The sequence below is a fragment of the Sutterella wadsworthensis genome, from assembly GCF_003315195.1.
GTDB classification, from domain to species: domain Bacteria; phylum Pseudomonadota; class Gammaproteobacteria; order Burkholderiales; family Burkholderiaceae_F; genus Sutterella; species Sutterella wadsworthensis.
Map to the genome: position 1 here is coordinate 14,533 of NZ_QNRV01000029.1, position 16,628 is coordinate 31,160.

General features: G+C 51.7%; 13 protein-coding genes and 1 pseudogene. 11 read left to right on the forward strand and 3 right to left on the reverse strand.

Going from position 1 to position 16,628, the window contains the following annotated elements; translation table 11 throughout:
- The first annotated feature begins 199 nt into the window (after positions 1–199).
- The 10 genes from DES29_RS10150 (at position 200) to DES29_RS10195 (ending at position 11,508) form a co-directional block, all read left to right on the forward strand.
- Entirely contained in the window at positions 200–2,539 is a 2,340-nt protein-coding gene (locus tag DES29_RS10150) for a cellulose biosynthesis cyclic di-GMP-binding regulatory protein BcsB (RefSeq protein WP_236578825.1), read from the forward strand.
- The gene (bcsZ, locus tag DES29_RS10155) at positions 2,539–3,642 is read left to right on the forward strand and encodes a cellulose synthase complex periplasmic endoglucanase BcsZ (RefSeq protein ID WP_021995553.1); all 1,104 of its coding nucleotides are present in this window, start codon (positions 2,539–2,541) and stop codon (positions 3,640–3,642) included. The genes DES29_RS10150 and bcsZ overlap by 1 nt, the downstream gene beginning before the upstream one ends.
- Entirely contained in the window at positions 3,639–5,336 is a 1,698-nt protein-coding gene (gene bcsG, locus DES29_RS10160; RefSeq protein WP_249031207.1) for a cellulose biosynthesis protein BcsG, read from the forward strand. Before bcsZ ends, bcsG begins: the two co-directional genes overlap by 4 nt.
- Before the next feature lie 49 nt (positions 5,337–5,385).
- Entirely contained in the window at positions 5,386–6,231 is an 846-nt protein-coding gene (locus DES29_RS10165; RefSeq protein WP_016474092.1) for a beta-ketoacyl synthase chain length factor, read from the forward strand.
- Positions 6,231–7,025 (forward strand): lysophospholipid acyltransferase family protein, encoded by a 795-nt coding sequence (locus DES29_RS10170; RefSeq protein WP_016474091.1) that lies wholly within the window; start codon positions 6,231–6,233, stop codon positions 7,023–7,025. Before DES29_RS10165 ends, DES29_RS10170 begins: the two co-directional genes overlap by 1 nt.
- A 73-nt stretch (positions 7,026–7,098) precedes the next feature.
- Positions 7,099–7,365: a phosphopantetheine-binding protein gene (locus DES29_RS10175; protein WP_005430095.1), complete on the forward strand. Its 267-nt coding sequence runs from the start codon at positions 7,099–7,101 to the stop codon at positions 7,363–7,365.
- 18 nt (positions 7,366–7,383) lie between these two features.
- Positions 7,384–7,662, forward strand: coding sequence for an acyl carrier protein (locus DES29_RS10180; protein ID WP_005430092.1), 279 nt, complete (start codon positions 7,384–7,386; stop codon positions 7,660–7,662).
- Between the two features lie 22 nt (positions 7,663–7,684).
- Complete coding sequence (locus DES29_RS10185) at positions 7,685–8,251, forward strand: COG4648 family protein (protein ID WP_021995079.1); 567 nt, start codon at positions 7,685–7,687, stop codon at positions 8,249–8,251.
- 217 nt (positions 8,252–8,468) lie between these two features.
- Complete coding sequence (locus DES29_RS10190) at positions 8,469–10,301, forward strand: ApeI family dehydratase (protein WP_236578826.1); 1,833 nt, start codon at positions 8,469–8,471, stop codon at positions 10,299–10,301.
- A 397-nt stretch (positions 10,302–10,698) separates the two neighbouring features.
- Positions 10,699–11,508 carry a YczE/YyaS/YitT family protein gene (locus tag DES29_RS10195; RefSeq protein WP_021995077.1) on the forward strand — a complete coding sequence of 270 codons (810 nt, stop codon included), beginning with the start codon at positions 10,699–10,701 and terminating at the stop codon, positions 11,506–11,508.
- A gap of 22 nt (positions 11,509–11,530) precedes the next feature.
- Here DES29_RS10195 and DES29_RS10200 read toward each other — a convergent pair whose 3' ends face one another.
- The 3 genes from DES29_RS10200 to DES29_RS10210 form a co-directional block, all read right to left on the reverse strand.
- A complete protein-coding gene (locus tag DES29_RS10200) occupies positions 11,531–12,790 on the reverse strand; it encodes a M20 metallopeptidase family protein (protein WP_113854843.1) in 1,260 nt (419 codons plus the stop codon).
- 44 nt (positions 12,791–12,834) lie between these two features.
- Complete coding sequence (dcuC, locus tag DES29_RS10205) at positions 12,835–14,205, reverse strand: C4-dicarboxylate transporter DcuC (protein ID WP_113854844.1); 1,371 nt, start codon at positions 14,203–14,205, stop codon at positions 12,835–12,837.
- Positions 14,206–14,395: 190 nt separating this feature from the next.
- Positions 14,396–15,385 (reverse strand): LysR family transcriptional regulator, encoded by a 990-nt coding sequence (locus tag DES29_RS10210; RefSeq protein ID WP_016474084.1) that lies wholly within the window; start codon positions 15,383–15,385, stop codon positions 14,396–14,398.
- A gap of 695 nt (positions 15,386–16,080) precedes the next feature.
- On the opposite strand from DES29_RS10210, the pseudogene DES29_RS10220 reads away from it, so the two are divergent.
- Positions 16,081–16,628: pseudogene (locus DES29_RS10220) on the forward strand (IS1634 family transposase); the annotation flags it as partial.

Sequence of the window (16,628 nt, forward strand, 5' to 3'; positions counted from 1 at the left end):
TTCACCACGGATTTCAGTGCGGCAAACAAACCCTATTCCGGCCCATTTTCAGTTGGTCTTTCTGTTTACTGTATACCAGCCAGTTTTAGCTTTCAACATCTGGTTTTCAGTGCCGCACACTGCTTTCAATCTTCCTGCACATCTCTTTTATTTAGTAAAATCCCTTTTTTTACGATGACCTCCGCAACGCAGCTTGTGGTTGAAGTCCCGCGCTCTGCTGCCGAACGCTCAAACACTCTGCGCGTCAGCGCTGCAGCATTGGTGCTCAAACCGCTTTGATCACTTCAGCACCTCTCCCACGATGTTCGCTCACCCCACCTTCCGCCTAGGAGCAGAGACCTTTAAGGCTGCCGCTCTTTCCGCGTTCGTTCTTTTAGCCTTGCACACACCTGCCCCCAGTGCTGCGCCGATGCAGCCTGCGGCCGATTTTGCGCCCGTCTGGCGCACCGACGCGACAGGCACCCGGACGGAAATCAAACCGCTTTTGAATTTAGTGCCCGGCGGACAAGCAAAAAGCGTGAAGCTCACTGGGCTCGTCAAGAATCAGTTTTTCGACTTCGGCGTTCGCTCGGACGATGTTATTTCCCGTGCGGATCTCGAACTGTCCTTCACCGCCTCGCCGTCGGTTCTGGATACCACCTCTCAGCTCAACATCTATCTGAATGGCCAGCTCCAGCAGACCGCCGTCCTGACGAAAGACATGATTGGGAAGCCGAGCAAGCTCGTTTTCTCGCTCAATCCGAAGTCAATGCAGACGATGAACCAAGTCTCGATTGAGTTCGTGGGACACATTCAGTCGACGTGCGAGAATCCTGCGGACGATGCACTCTGGCTCAACATCAATGCTCAAAGCCGATTGGTGCTCGAAAAGCAGCGCATCCGTCTCGGCAGCGACATGGGCAAACTGCCTGCACCTTTTATTGACACTGCAACAGGTGACCCAACGGTGCTGCCCATGGTCTTTCCGTCTGCGCCGTCAGCCGCCATGAAGACTGCTGCGGCCTTGACGGCCTCATGGGCAGGCCGGCTCGCTTACTGGCGCGGTGCAGATTTCCCCGTATATTTCAATGAAGCTCCGGCAGGCGAGCACTTCGTGGTGTTCGTTACGAATACGGCTCGCCCGAATTTTTTGAAGGATTTTCCAAAAGTTGAGGGGCCGCAGATCTCCGTCGCCGATGCGCCCAACAGTCTTGCTGAGAAAATGCTCATTGTCGCGGGCCGCGACGATGCGGATTTAATTGCCGCTATGAAGGCACTCGGCCGAGGCAGCAGCGTGATGATCGGCGACACTTTCAAGCCCGCCGCACAGCAGGAACCCGAGCGCCGCAAAGCCTACGACGCACCGCGCTGGCTCGACACGGATCAGAAGGTTCCCTTCAGCCGCTTAATCGAATATTCGGGACAGCTCACCGCTAAGGGTTATGCGATGCCGCCCGTGCATCTGCCCGTGCGGCTCGCCCCCGACCTCTTCATGGTCGACAATGCCACTCTGGAAATGAAGGTCGACTACCGCGCCTCCAAACCCATGAAGGATGAAGCCGGGCAATTCCGCGCTTTGGTCAACGGCCGGCTCATTGATTCCGATCCGCTGCCGACGAAGGACGGTCATGGTTCGCGCGTGATTTCGCTCCCGGGCTTTTACGGCGCCCTATTTAACAATACCAATGACGCGCTCGCACTTGCGCAGACCAATGACTTCACGTTCGAAATGCACTACGAACGCACGTATGAAGGCGGATCGCCCGAGAACTGCAAGTCGATTATGGTATTCCCGCACCAGTTTGAAGTCGAACCTACATCGACGCTGGAAATTTCCGGCCTTTATCACTACGCGCGAATGCCCAACTTAAAGCTCTTCACACAGACGGGCTATCCCTTCACGCGCTACGCCGATCTGGCTGAAACTGCAGTGCTCATTGCGGACAATGCCGAACCCCAGTCCATCCGCGCGATGCTTAATGCCGTCGGCCGCATGTCAGCCGCCACCGGCGCCTTCGGCAACCGCATCGCGGTGACCGGAAATCCTGCAGATCCCATTCTCAAGGACCGTGATGTGCTTTTAGTCGGGGCGATGCCGGCGCTGCTCGCTGACATCAATGAAGACGATGCCCTCAAGGTTCAGGAAGAAACCGCGAAAGCGTTTAAAGCAGGACAGTTCCCCAAACCGCCTCAGCAGTCCATCTTTGCTCCGGGCGTCGGCGTTCTTTCGGGCTTCAAATCACCTCTGAGTTCCGAGCACTCTGTCGTGGCGCTCCTTGCTGAAGGCGAAGCCGGTGCTGTGGTGCTTGCAGATGCACTCGGCGATGCCCAGGGGCTCGCCGCTGCCGGCGGTTCTACCACCGTCGTTTCAATGGACGGTCTGGCAGCCTTCAGTGTCGGCGACCGTTATGCAGTGGGGAACCTCCCTGTGCAGCATCAAATCTGGATGCGGCTCTCACAACACCCCGGCTGGCTCGTTTTCTTCGCGCTCATTTCCGCCGCGATCATCGGTTTTGCCGCCTTCTTCCTTATGCGCCGCTGGGTCGGTCGGAGAGCATGATGTCCAAACTCAAGCACTTCATCGTTACGGGACTCTGTGCGGCTATTGGCGCAACTGCTGCCGTGTCGGCTCATGCCTGGGATTTGTGGGATGCCTTCAAGACGGCAAGCGTTGACAACGCCCGCGTAGTGGATCGCAGTGACGAGCGCAAAATCACGACGAGCGAAGGTCAGAGCTATGCGCTCTTTTTCGCGCTTGCCGCTGACGACCGCACAACATTCGATGCGTTATTGAGCTGGACAGAGCAAAACCTGTCGGGCGGCGACATCACCAAGACGCTTCCTGCTTGGCTCTGGGGCGAAGACAAAGCGTCCCGGTCCTGGAAGATTCTGGATACCAATAATGCCGCCGATTCCGACATGTGGATCGCCTACAACCTGCTAGAAGCCGGGCGTCTCTGGAAAAATGACGGCTATACGGCCAAGGGCCGCGCCATGCTTGAACTTCTTAAAAAAGAAGTCCGCACCGTTGATGGTCTTGGCGACGTGATTCTTCCGGGACGCGTTGGTTTTGAAAAGAACGGTCTTGTCAAGCTCAATCCAAGCTACTACCCGCTTTTCATCCTGAAACGCTTTGCTCTGGAAGATGTCTATTGGAAAAAAGTGTATGACGGATCACTGCGCATGCTCGTACGCTCCGCTCCGAGCGGCTACGCCCCCGAATGGGCGCAGTTTGATAAGTCAGGCCGCCTCGTTCCCCCGAAAGGCAGCGATTACGAAGTCGGCAGCTACAACGCCATCCGCACTTATCTCTGGGTTGGAATGATGTCACCGCTTGACCCGGCCAGTCCGGTGCTCAAAAAGCAGTTCCGTCCCTTCCTTGAAATCGTTCGCCGCATGAACACCCCGCCCGAAGAAGTATCGGTGACGACTGGAGACGTTTCTGGTCCCGGTCCCGCCTATTTCGGCGCCTGTGTTCTCGAACTTCTCGGCAACGACCGTACTGCAGGCCTCATCCGCACGACGCTCGCTGCCGATCCCGTCAGTCCGGACCGTTACTACGGCAACGTTCTGAATCTTTACGGCCTCGGCTTCGACGACAAACGCTTTGCCTTCGATGCTGACGGACGACTTCTGCTGCCTCGACAGAGCGGCGCCAAGTGAACGCTACAGACACTGATCAGATCGTCATGACCGACAAAAATACTACGCCGGATACACCGCCGAGTCCTCCGACTCAAAAGACGCCCCGAGCAGCCGCCGAGCTTAAGCTCCCCTGGCGCGGGCTCGGTGTCTGGAACGTCTATTTCATTTTGAAGTTTGCGCTTGCTTACTTTAGTTATCTCAATCTAGACGTTCTTTGGAATGCGCTTCTGCTCGTCTTTTTGCTGATTCCGATTCCCTATCGGTGGCTGAGCGCACTGCGCGGTCTTGCCGCTGTTGCGGCCGGTGCTGCGCTCGCCTACAGCGAAAGCTGGCTGCCGCCCATTGCGAGCCTCACAACGAACGCAGCCGCGGTGCAGGGATTCTCACTGAACTACGTCATTGACTTTGCCCTCGACTTCATCAACTGGCAGATGGTCGGCTGGGCAGCGCTCATCTTTTGTCTTTGGTATCTGCTTCGCAACTGCGTGCGCATCACATTCATCACGATCTGCTACTTCGCGGTGATGGTGACCATGCCTTATCTTGATGCGTTCTTTGCGCCCGCGGCCCGTGAAGCCGCGGCTGGCGGCACAGAAACTGCCGAGGGCGGGCCGGCCGGCGCAGCTGCCGATTCAAAGACCATTGAAGAGTGGTATCAGGCGTTCCTCAACTACGAAAAGGAGCGCCGCGCTGAACTGCCCCAAGGGCTTCCCGATAAAGACACGCCCTTTGACATTCTGCTCCTCAACATCTGTTCGCTTTCCAATGATGACCTGGTCGCTTCTCAGCTCGACAAGCACCCGGTCCTCGAGAAATTCAACATCCGATTTGACCGCTTCAACAGCGCCACCTCTTATTCGGGGCCGGCTGCCATTCGACTTCTCACAGGAGCCTGCGGACAGCCTTCACACCAAGGCATTTACGGCGAGCGCCGTCCCGAATGCGAAATTCTCAACCGTCTGGGCACCATCGGCTACCGCCAGCACATGATGTTTGACCACTCTGGCGAATACGACAGCTTCCTGCCGACGCTGCGCAACGAAACGGGCCTCACTGCGGATCTCGAAAGTCTGGGGAAAAACCTTGCCGTCCGCTATATGGGATTTGACGATGAGGAGCTCACCGATACCCTTGCATTGCTTCGCTACTGGCAGCGCACTCTGCAGCGAGCAAAAGACAAGCGAACGGTTACTTTCATGAACCTCATTGCACTGCACGACGGCAATCGCCTGCCGCGTCACGGCCGTGCCGAGCCTTTTAAGCCCCGCGCCCAGAAGCTGCTCGATGATCTGCAGACCTTCCTGCGTGAACTGGAGCGCTCCGGACGCAAAGTAATGGTCCTCGTCGTGCCCGAACACGGCGCAGCCGTCCGCGGCGACAAAATTCAGGCGCCGCGTCTGCGCGATATCCCGTCTCTTCGCATCACGGAAGTGCCGACGATGGTGAAGTTCGTCGGTCTGCAGGGACTCCCCGATGCGCCCATCCACGTGACGGGGCCGACGAGCTATCTTGCAATGACCACCTTGATCGGACGCACGCTCGAAACGAATTTCTTCTCAAAGAAGGGCGGTGCCACGCCGCTGGAATCGCTTGTGAAGGATCTGCCTGAAACCAATCCGGTCTCTGAAAACGGACAGGCTAAAGTACTCGAATATAAGGGGCAGGAATATCTCAAACAAAAAGACGGAGACTGGAAGCCCTACGCCAAATAGCATCCATCTTCCTTAAAATTCAGGCAAAAATCCGAAACACAATCATTCCATGATCAACTGTGCACAGATTCTTGCCTGGTCCGCTTGGGCGCCCGGTCTGGCTGACCGGGCTGCCTGGCTTGCCGCCCTCCGCACGCACGGTGCGGACTTTGGACTGCTTTCGAGCGAATATGCTCCATTGAACGCCGCAGAACCCAAAGCGCCGGCAGTCCTTGTCCCGCCGATGCTTCGTCGCCGGCTCTCGCCTTTAGGGAGAGCTGCTGCCGAAGCGGCCGCACCGCTCCTCGCAGCAGCCGAGGATAAAAATCTGCCGTGGGTTTATGCCTCCCGCTGGGGCGATCTGCAGCTGGCGGTGGATTCACTCGAAAGTGTTGCCGCCGGCGGAACCGTTTCGCCGGCCGCTTTTTCGACAAGTGTGCATAATGCCCCTCCGGCGCTCTTATCCATTGCGCTTGGGCATACCGGCAACCTCACTGCGCTTGCGGGCGGTCCTTTTTCGCTCGAAGCCGCCTTTGAATCCGCGGTTGGTCTGCTCTTTGAAGCTCCGCAGGTTCTGCTTATCTGTGCCGACCTAAAGCCGCCCGTACAGACGAACGCTGCCGGCGTGACACATGCCGTCGGGCTGCTGCTTGGCCGTCAACATGAAACAGCCGATCCGAATCAATGGCGCGAGGTGTGTGCGAAAGGTCCCTGCGCAGCCCTGACGACACGGCCGCTGTCGGCTTCCGAAACGTCCGATAATCGCCTCGACACTTTGGGCGGCCCCTCACCGGCACTGGAAGTACTGGCCTGGCTGCTCGGCTCAGACGATCGTACTTTTACGCATTTTGACCGCCATGCGGCGCACATTTGGGCAAAAACCAGCAGACTTGAAGCCGAGACGAGGCACCCATAATGAATGCAGTTTCCATGCATGCCTTCCGCCGCCGAGCGCTCCTTCCTTTTCGTCTGGCCTTTACTGCTTTCGCTTTTGCGCTCTTTGGCCTGGGCGGAATAGTCTTCGGCTTTTTCCTCACGCCTTGGCTCAAGATGGCGGGCGGCACGCCTGAAGAAAAGAAAAGTCTGGCCAGACGGGTCGTAAAACGCTGGTTTGGGCTCTTTGTCAGTGTTGTCACCTCACTCGGTCTCGTACGCATTGAGGTCAAAAACCCCGAAGCGTTCCAGAAAAAAGGAGCGATTCTCGCGGCCAACCACCCATCACTGATCGACATTGTGTGCCTTTTATCCATCGTTCCAGAAGCAACCACTATTGTCAAAGCATCGCTCCTCAAGAATTGGTTTACGCGAGCCCCCATTTTGGGAGCCGGCTACATCCCCAACGACGCCGGTCCCGAAGCACTCGGTCTTCTGGAAGCAGAACTTTCCCGCGGCGTCTCGTTCGTGATTTTTCCTGAAGGCACCCGCACACCTATTCAATTGAGTGAAATTCCCAAGATGCATCGAGGCACGGCGCAGCTCGCACTACACGCCAACCGGCCTATCACACCGGTAAGAATCTCCGCCCATCCTCGCTGGCTCACTAAGGATGCCGTTTGGTGGCGCCTTCCGCAGGAACCGATGGTCCTCACCTTTGAGGCGCTTCCTGAGATCGATGTTCAGACATTTCAAAAAACTTATAATCAGTCTTTTCGCCGCGCTGCCGTCGAACTTACCAATGCCGTCGGCCGGGCGCTTTTCCCGCATTTGTGAGTGAAGCGCAGCCGCGATCAAGGCTGCGCTTGCCCGCCGCCGAATCATTCACCTTCAGAGAATCAATCCAGCCATGGACAATCCCCTTATCAGCGAACTGCAGCACCTTATCGTAGAGTCGCTCGCGCTCGAAGACGTCCAACCCGAAGATATTGATCCCGATGAACCGCTCTTTGGCGAAGGGCTCGGCCTTGACAGCATTGATGCGCTTGAACTTGGCCTTGCACTCAAAAAGCGCTTCGGCGTGACGCTTACAGCAGAAAGCGAAGAATCCCGCGCCGTTTTCAAAAACGTTCGCTCGCTTGCTGACTATATTGAATCCCATCGCGAACAGGCCTGACTCTTTGCCTTAAATGCCATGACGACTTTTACGCCTCAAGAAGAGAAGGTCTACGCCGCTCTTTCCAAAATCCTTACCAACGAATTCGATATTCCGGCCGAGAAGATCCGACCTGAAGCTCGTCTTTACGAGGACTTTGACATCGACTCCATTGATGCTGTCGACATGATTGTGCAGCTCAAGCCCTATTTGGGAAACCGCACAGTGAAGCCGGAAGCTTTCAAGGCTGTACGCACTCTGGGTGATGTCGTTTCCGTGATTGCCAAAATCATGGAAGAACCCGATCCTGCCGCCTGACACACAGCTGTCAGCCTCAGCCATGGCCCTGCCGCTCAAGGCGGTTCTGCGCGCAACGTTTGGAACTGTTCTCGTCCTTTATCCCTTCTGGGCCTGGTACGGTCTCTCGCACTGGGGACCAGCAGCGGTTGCTGCTGGTCTTGCCGCAGTCACTTTCTGCCGCGCTTTAGTGACAAGGTCGCGGGAGGATTGGGTCCTCTCGGTCATCGCGGTCTGTCTATGCGCAGCAGCTGCATTCTCCGGACTGGAAGAACCCATGCGGTTATATCCAGTCCTTGTCAATGCCTTTCTTCTCTGGGCCTTCGGCACAACGCTTCTCCCCAATCGAATGCCCATGGTCGAACGTTTCGCCCGGATGAAAGATGCTGTGCTGCCGCCTGAAGCCGTTCGGTGGTGCCGAGGCGTTACTCAGGTCTGGTGCGGATTCTTCATTCTCAACGGTGCAGCTGCGCTCGCTACCGTTTTTCTTTCCAGAGAGACGTGGGTACTCTGGAACGGGTGTCTTTCCTATATCGCCATCGGCGTGCTCTTTGCGGGAGAATGGCTTCTTCGTACTATCGTCATGCACCGGCGTGAAAGACAAAAATAACGTTCCGTCATCCTGACGGTTAAGTCGACGAACGGTTTGATACGGCAAACCCTCAGACACCGATCAACGTTGTCTTCTCCTTCCATACCGAGGGCCTCTCCAGAGTGCATTCTCAACCAACGCTTTTTCCATGCAGAACACCATTCTGAGCCGCATCCTTCAACATGCCCCAGCGAACCGCCCTGTTGCAAGAAACACACTAGGCATGGAACTCTCCATGACAGGCTTTCTCGCCGGTGCCGCGGTCTGGCGCAGCACAGCTCAGCATTTGCGCCTGCCTAATGCAGTGCTCTACGCCGAAGATGCCGCTGAACTGCTGCCGGCACTTTTCGGATGCTGGGCAGCCGGTGTGCATGTCATTCTCCCGGGCGATGCGCTTCCAGGAACGCTCGAACGCCTCAGCGCAGCCGGGCTGACCGCGAAAAACACCATGCTTGGGCTCGATGCCGCGGCAATGGACGAAAGCTGCAGTTGGTCGATCATGACCCCTGAATGCCGTTTTTCGGACTTTAACCGCCTGCCGCCTTGCGCAGACCTTCCGCTTTTGGACGACAAAGCAGAACTGTTATCGCTCTTAACGAGCGGAAGCACCGGCGAACCCAAACTCATCAGAAAGCGGCTCGAGCAATGTTTCTACGAGCCTGAAGCGATCCATGCCGGCGTCATTGAACGTACCGGCCAATCACCGGCTGCGTGGGGCGAATTTGAAGTGCTCGGCACCGTAAGCGCGCAACATATCTATGGGCTGCTCTTTCGCTTGATGTGGCCGCTGATGGAAGAACGCGGCATTGCAGTGGGACCGAGGCTTCACTATCCTGAGTCGCTTGAGGCAGCTCTTGAAAATTGCGCTGTGCGAGGACGCAAGGCTGTCGTCATCAGTTCGCCTGCGCATCTGAAGCGCTTCGGCGACGAGTCTCTCTTCACACCGTCACTAGGCACTGCGGCAGCTGTTTTTTCATCGACCGGCCCGCTCGATGATGCCGGCGCAATAAACGCCAAATGCGCCTTTGGGCACTTTCCCTTTGAAGTGCTCGGCTCGACTGAAACCGGCGGCATCGCTTGGCGGCAGCGACGTTTTACGGATAATGAAAAATCCGCCGTTGCCGCGTCAGCTTGGAAGACCGTTGAAGGGATCCAGGCAGCCGTTAAAGTCGAAAGCCGCTATTTGCCTGCCGGAGAGGGACTCATTGCGCTTTCCGGCCGCCACCTTGACCATGAAGGTTGGATCGACGGTGCAGACCGCATTGCGCTGCAAGACGGTTTGTTTTCACTCCTCGGCCGGGCTGACCGCATCGTCAAAATTGAAGGCAAACGCGTAGCGCTCCCTGAAGTGGAAAAACTGCTGCTTGAAACCGGTCTCGTCTCCAACAGCAAAGTCTGCTTGGAAACGATCCGTGCAGAATCTCAGCGCGATGCACTCCATGCGGCTGTCGTGCTTACGCCGGCAGGCCGCGAACTATTGTTTACAAAAGGCAAAGCCGCACTGCTCGAGCCCTTGAAGACGCACTTGAAGCGATCGCTTCCTGCTGTTGCGCTTCCGCGGCGCTGGCGATTTGTCGATCAGCTGCCTGCTGATCCGCAGGGAAAAGTCACGGTAGCTTGTCTGCGTACGCTCTTTGATCAGCGCCGACCAGAATGGCTGATAGAGACGGACACGGTTGAGAACGGCAAGCGAGTGCTCACACTTCGTTTTGAGGCATCGCTCCAACTGGCGTGGTTCAGAGGACACTTCCCCGACATGCCGATTCTTCCCGGCGTGGCACAGCTTCTTCTCGTTGAGACTGCCGCCCGAGAATTCACCCAAGTACCGCCCGATGCGGCTCCCGCTCAAGTGAAGACACTGAAGTTCCGAGCTGTTATCCGTCCCGGCGCAAAACTGCGCCTGCGGCTTACGCTGCCGGCTTCAATTCCCACTATGAGCGATCAAGATGGTTCCTGGAAACTCGGCTTCGAGTGGCGGCTTATCAATGAGCTGCCTGGTGCCGAAGATGAACTGCAGACAAGCGGAACGATTGAATGGCATCGCGCTCAGGATGAACCTGCCGCATAAAACATCGGGTCTCTGCCGATCCAAATAACGACAACCAATTCCTTCGTGAGAGGCCGTCGGATATCGAACGGCTGCCTAATCCTGCGACGTTCCACAGATTTTGCCGCCGGCGGTTTCCTTCAAGCAGCAGCGAAAAGCATGAAGGTCCGAATCCATCACGCTCCGTCAATCTGCGAATTCGCCCTCGTACTTTCTTCTCCTCATTTCGACTGTTTGAGACGCTCTAACGCGACATTGGACGGCTGTCACTAAGAAAACAAAAGTGCAAGGCTCATGCTCATGCGCCTGCGCATCCGTTCTCCCCAAGCGGTATCTCAATGTTTTCAATCCGGTATATCATTTCTGTTTTCAAAGCCGACACCCGTCGGCTTTTTTCTTTTGACTGACCGTTTTCCTCATGCCGCCAGTGCCCCGCCAAACACCCGTTGGCTCCTCTCGCCGCTTTGCACATCTGTCGCTTCGTCTGCTGCTCCTGCTCATCGGCATGTTCACAGCGGCTCTTGGCGTAGTGCTCACAACGGTGGCAGACCTCGGTACCACCCCCATCAGCACGGTTCCATATGTCTTCACTGTGCTCACGGGCTATTCATTTGGCACAACCATTTTTTTCGTGAACATTTTTCTGGTTGCGGGTCAGGTGCTGCTCCTTCGTCGGCGGTTTTCGCTCTGGAATCTTCTGCAAATACCGACTGTTCTCATTTTTGGCATCTGTATTGACCTGGCGATGGCGATTGTTTCGCCGCATGCACCGGCCGGATGGTGGACGGGCCTCCTGATGAGCATTTCGGGAAACTTCGTTCTGGCACTTGGCATTGTCATGCAGATTCGATCAAAAACCATTGTCCAGCCGGGGGAAGGCTTCGTACTGGCAGCCGCCGCGGTCACACGCAAGTCCTTCGGTTCAGTGAAGATCGTCAACGACGTCACACTCTCCTTGATTGCTGCCGGCATTGGATTTGTCTGCGCGGGAGAACTCATCGGCGTACGTGAAGGAACCGTCTTGTCGGCAGTTCTGGTCGGGCTTTTCGCCAAATTAATCGTGAAGTTTGTCGATCGATTGGGCGTCTTTGTACAAGCCGGCGCGGCGGCTATTCAAGAACCTCAGCCGCCGCAGCCTCATGAATCAGCGATTACGGCCATCCAGACATCCGAAGAGACTAACGATCAGCTCACAGACGAACGATCGTCCGTTCAAAATCGCCAATAACAAACTCTTAACAAATTCCCGATCATATTGTCTGAGTGCTCTGTCCAAAGTGATTTTCACTTGTTTTATTAAAGTAAGTAAAGACTATCGAAGTCATCACTGCTACAGAATCTACTAACACATCATCATTGACAATAAAACCTGGGTCATGTTGAGGCTGGCCAACTCCTTTTTCAGGCTCAAACATTCCCATAAAATAAAGAGCAGCAGGACGTCGAGCAGAATACTCTCGAAAATCCTCACTTGCAGTCAACATTTCAACATCACAGACGTGTTCGGTCCCCAATACATCTGTTGCGGCCTCCCGAACAATCACAACCATTTCCGAGTCATTTACAACAGCTGGCCCGTTGATAAGCAGATCGTACTCTGTTGAGCATCGATGAGCTTTAGCCGTTCCTTCTGCCACTTCCGCCAACCTTTTGCCCATAAATTTAACGACATTTTCGCTAGCGGCACGAAGAGTGCCAGAAATCATTGCCTCCTGCGGCACAACGTTAGTCGCTGTACCACCATGGATCGTCCCGACAGTAATTAATCGAGGTTCCAAAGGACTCACTTCTCGAGAAACCACAGTCTGAATGCCATCCACGATTTGGCATATCGTTGTTATCGGATCACATCCCAAATGCGGACTTGCACCGTGAGTCCCTTTCCCAATAACCTTTAAGTTAAACCGACCCGAAGCCATCATTGTTGGACCAGATTTAACGTATATTTTTCCTTTACTAAACATCCCCCAAACATGCATGCCAAAAATGGCATCCACATCATCAATAGCACCGCTTCGAACAACATAACCCGCTCCGGATAAAGGTTTTTCGTATATTTTAACCCTAGTTTCTTCTGCCGGCTGAAAAAGCAGCTTCACCCTTCCTTTAATGGAATTTTCATATTTCTTCAAAAGCTTAGCCACACCGAGAAGATTTGTTATATGCGCATCATGCCCGCAAGCGTGCGATACACCTTTAGATTGAGAGCAAAATTCAACCCCTGTTTGTTCTTGAATTGGCAAGGCATCGATATCAGCACGAAGCATGACACAAGGTCTTCCGCTTCCAATCTCAACCATAACTCCAGTTTTTAATGGTCCAAAGCCAATTTGAATATCTGTATATCCAAAATTTTTTAGCTTATTTACAATGTAATGAGTGGTTCTTTCCTCTTTAAATGAAAGCTCGGGATGAGCATGCAAATAATGCCGCCACTCCACCAGTTCTTTTTTGATAACCTCGGCATCATTCTTAATTTGATCAACAGTAATATGATTATTTGAATTCATTTAAATTCCCCAATTAAAAATAATCAGCAACCAAGCGGACTTATTTAATTTAAGAGTAAATAATTTTCAATCATCATTACTATCCAAGCACCTGCCATCGGAATAGCGGTACGACGCACAATGGCTATTGGACTCACACCTGCAGCAGCGGCAACAACGATTGTTGCGCCTGCCACTGGAGAAATGCCTCTTGCAAGACCAGCAGTAAACTGCATAGATGAGATGAGCTGGGTCACATTTCCGCCCAACCCGTTCGCAACATCGGTGGCAATTGAACCCAAACTTGTCAGCGCACCAACACCACTGCCTGTCAGGAAGGAAACCACTGCAATCAGCCCTGAAAGGACTGCGGACATTCCTGTTATCCCCAAACCACCTGCATTTGCGCCATCAAGAAGCAAAGTGATCAGTCCACACAGTTTGATGCCCGTTGCAAATACTTCAGCAGCAATAATCAAAGCCACGATCGTTGAGAACAATGATCCCATGCCTTTGATCATAGCCATAGCATCTTGGAAAACCTGCTTTACATTTCGAACCCGAATCAGTTCGACAATAACGCCTATTACCCAACTCAATAAAAGTGCAGTTACCGTATTTAATTGAATTGCTGAATAACCAAATTTTGAAAAGATACATAATAAAGCAATAGGCAAAACAGGCAAAATTGCATAAGTTGGAGGACCTACTTTCAATACCTTATCAGATGCAAATATTGATTCTTCATAAATATCGTCATTTCGACGATCAAAATACCTCTGAACAAAAATATTCAAAATTGCTATCACCAAAATCATTGGAATAGCCACTGGAAGTTGGTAATGGACAAAATATACAATAGGCTCAATATCTGCGATTTTAGCAGCGTATAGTGCAGTTCCTGTCCCCGGCCCCATTCCGATAGTACCTGAACAAAAAATTGCTGCTGCTGCACCAGCTTTTGAAACTCCCAAATTTAAAAGAATGGGATACATCGTCGTTAAAAGCAACATCGCCATACCGCCGTGACTAGGAACGACTGGCACCATGGCGGCACCAACAAGATAACATAGCCCCAAAACAATATAGGGGCTATGAAGAGCTTTCAGCGGAGAGATACATGCATGTACAAGCGCACCAGAAGCGCCGATGGTTTCCATATATTTTGCAAAACCACCTGCAACCATAATAATCATGCCAATACCGGCAACCTGCTTAATAGCGGCAAGCCGAATGATATCAATAGCATCAAACCAGATTAATCCAGTAGTTTTAGCATTTTTAGGAAGAATAGAATCAGCCCCGAACAGAATAGCGAGACCAATCATTATTAACCCTGCAGCAAACAATACAATCACTGTTGGATAACGTTTTATCACTGCCCAGCCAGCGATAAACACAACAACAGCAGCAAGAAGCGAAACAAGCAGAGACATGGCAAAATCTCCTTATAAAAGGAAATGCCAAGAGAAACAATATATTCCTCTAGAGTCGAAGCATCCCCTACGCTTCAATCGTAAAAGAATGTTCTATAGGATCAATAAGTTTTCATGCTATGCAATTTTAAATTGCAGCTCATGCATTCATCCCGTTTAGACTAACCTTCCAACACTTTTAATTCATTTACTATTTATTAGTATACGGATACACTTCAATCGATTTAACAATAGTAGGGGAGAAAATCTCTGTTAATCTTGGGATTACTTCAGAGTTTAAAATATTAGCAAGACTATCAACAATATCTCTATATAGGTCAACAGAAATGTTGGACCGTCCAAGAATATAAACCTTTCGTTCTATTAATGGTGAAGGAACCGAGTAAATCGTCAGCTTACTCAATAATTTTTCATGCTGTAAAAGAGTAAGTGGACGAACAATTGCCCATCCCTTACCGTCAGAAACCAATTTAATGCGAAGTCCATTATTATCAGTTTGAATAGTTCCCATTAACTTTAAATCATGAGTAGTTAAATGTTGACTTTCCAATTGCCCTCCACCACTGAAAGAATAATTACGAATAAATGGTAGGCCACAATGCGCTAAATCTTCCCAACTTCTAAAATATCTTCTAAAATCATATTGTGATTTTGGAAAAATAAGAACAGAGGGTTCTCGCAGAAGGAGGTGACGCCTTAAATCTGGAATTTCAAAACAAGGATTAATGGTTAATATTACATCCACCTCATGAGATAAAAGTCTCTCTACAAGTCTGTCTGCGCCTCCAGTCAAACATATGAACTTTGATATTTTTGACTGCATCACAGTAATGAACTGTGGAACAACATCATAAGAAAAGCTATCTATAAAACCAATTCTTAAGCTTGGATGGAAATTCGAAGCTTCTCGTGCCAAAGCAACTGCCCGTTGCGATTCATTCATTATAGGAATGAGTTCGCTTAATAACTTACGCCCTTCAGGAGTCAATATCAAAGGACGGCAAGAACGATCTACGAGTGTAACCTTTAATTTATTTTCAAGCGTTACTAGTTCACGCGAAATAGAAGAGGTTGACAATCCAAAAATTGACGCCGTCTTTTGAAATGACTTTGTTTTAGCTAGAGAAATAAATATCTCCACATTCCTCGAGAAAATGCCATTCATAGATACATTTTTCATCTCATCCCCTCTGACCCATCATCTTTTGTACATCGCAGATACATCACTTTTTCATGTTTTTAGCTTGAATGTATCCGTTGTTCTTCGCTCATTATGCAACCCCGATGCAAGGTGTAGCAATAAATCTTTTGTTTTCAATAATGAAAATCATTCTTAAATACATAGCTCATATTGATGAACATAAGACAGTGATAAAACCCGTCTTCTATAATCATGTTTATCAGGCAACAAATCAAGCCATTGATATAAACAATCACTGACAGCTCTAATCAACTAGCGATTATGCTTATACAATTTGGGATACTTGCGCTATCACTAATATGATGCCCGATCTTTACATCCAATTAGATGAAATATGAACTTCATTATTTTGAGTGCTTAATTTCTCATCAAGCAACGACTTGTAAAGATTATGTTTCTCACCTCATCATTTAATAAATGAATTCCGCTCACGTCGGTTCATTTATTCATCAAGCCAAGTATTAACAGATATATCTCTTTGCTGCTGTCTACTGACTGCATAAAATACCTGAACTCCCGGATAACAGATCCCGAACTCGAGTGATTAAGGTCAAGGATCGGTTGTTTTGCTGAGCTAATCCCGTGAAAATGAACCAATAAGTTTTTACGGGATTTCTTTTTTTCGCTAAAATGCTACCTATGTTTAAATTAGGTATCTGTCAGCGGAATTGATGATGAAAAAGGCTAGCAACAAGTGGTATTTCACCAAAGAAACCAATGCCAAGGGCTTGTGCTACATCTACGCCTATCAAACGCAGTGGGATCCGGTCACTAAGAAATCAAAACGCTCAGCCCGCAAGTATGTCGGCCGCTTAGCAGCCGATTCCGTCGTCAATATCACCGCCAAATTCCGTACTGAATTTCCTCAGTACGCCCAAGGAACCTTTTATTTCGGCCTGGATAAGACTCTGGTCGATGAGGCTGCCTATCGCCGAGATTTCCCGAACGCTCCCGGCCCTAAACCAGCGGAGGCCGAAATAGATACAGCTTTGTGGGATACCCGCAGCTTGGGGTTCACTTGGGCTTTGGAACAGCTGGCAGCGCAGTCACAGGTGCTTGAGCATCTGCGCGAGATCTTCAAAGAGGATGCCCGCAGCCTGCTCAATCTGGCGATCTACAAATTAGACGGCGGCAACTCCATGGCTGCCATGGAGGATTGGCGGGCCAGTGTGTATTTGCCGCATGGTCCTGCTCTGAAGAGCCAGCGCATCAGCGAAGTATT

Bases quoted from the DNA above. Each gene is read 5' to 3' on its own strand.
- bcsZ (WP_021995553.1), top strand. From the start codon at position 2,539: ATGTCCAAACTCAAGCACTTCATCGTTACGGGACTCTGTGCGGCTATT.
- DES29_RS10165 (WP_016474092.1), top strand. From the start codon at position 5,386: ATGATCAACTGTGCACAGATTCTTGCCTGGTCCGCTTGGGCGCCCGGT.
- DES29_RS10170 (WP_016474091.1), top strand. From the start codon at position 6,231: ATGAATGCAGTTTCCATGCATGCCTTCCGCCGCCGAGCGCTCCTTCCT.
- DES29_RS10175 (WP_005430095.1), top strand. From the start codon at position 7,099: ATGGACAATCCCCTTATCAGCGAACTGCAGCACCTTATCGTAGAGTCG.
- DES29_RS10180 (WP_005430092.1), top strand. From the start codon at position 7,384: ATGACGACTTTTACGCCTCAAGAAGAGAAGGTCTACGCCGCTCTTTCC.
- DES29_RS10185 (WP_021995079.1), top strand. From the start codon at position 7,685: ATGGCCCTGCCGCTCAAGGCGGTTCTGCGCGCAACGTTTGGAACTGTT.
- DES29_RS10190 (WP_236578826.1), top strand. From the start codon at position 8,469: ATGACAGGCTTTCTCGCCGGTGCCGCGGTCTGGCGCAGCACAGCTCAG.
- DES29_RS10195 (WP_021995077.1), top strand. From the start codon at position 10,699: ATGCCGCCAGTGCCCCGCCAAACACCCGTTGGCTCCTCTCGCCGCTTT.
- DES29_RS10200 (WP_113854843.1), bottom strand. From the start codon at position 12,790: ATGAATTCAAATAATCATATTACTGTTGATCAAATTAAGAATGATGCC.
- dcuC (WP_113854844.1), bottom strand. From the start codon at position 14,205: ATGTCTCTGCTTGTTTCGCTTCTTGCTGCTGTTGTTGTGTTTATCGCT.
- DES29_RS10210 (WP_016474084.1), bottom strand. From the start codon at position 15,385: ATGAAAAATGTATCTATGAATGGCATTTTCTCGAGGAATGTGGAGATA.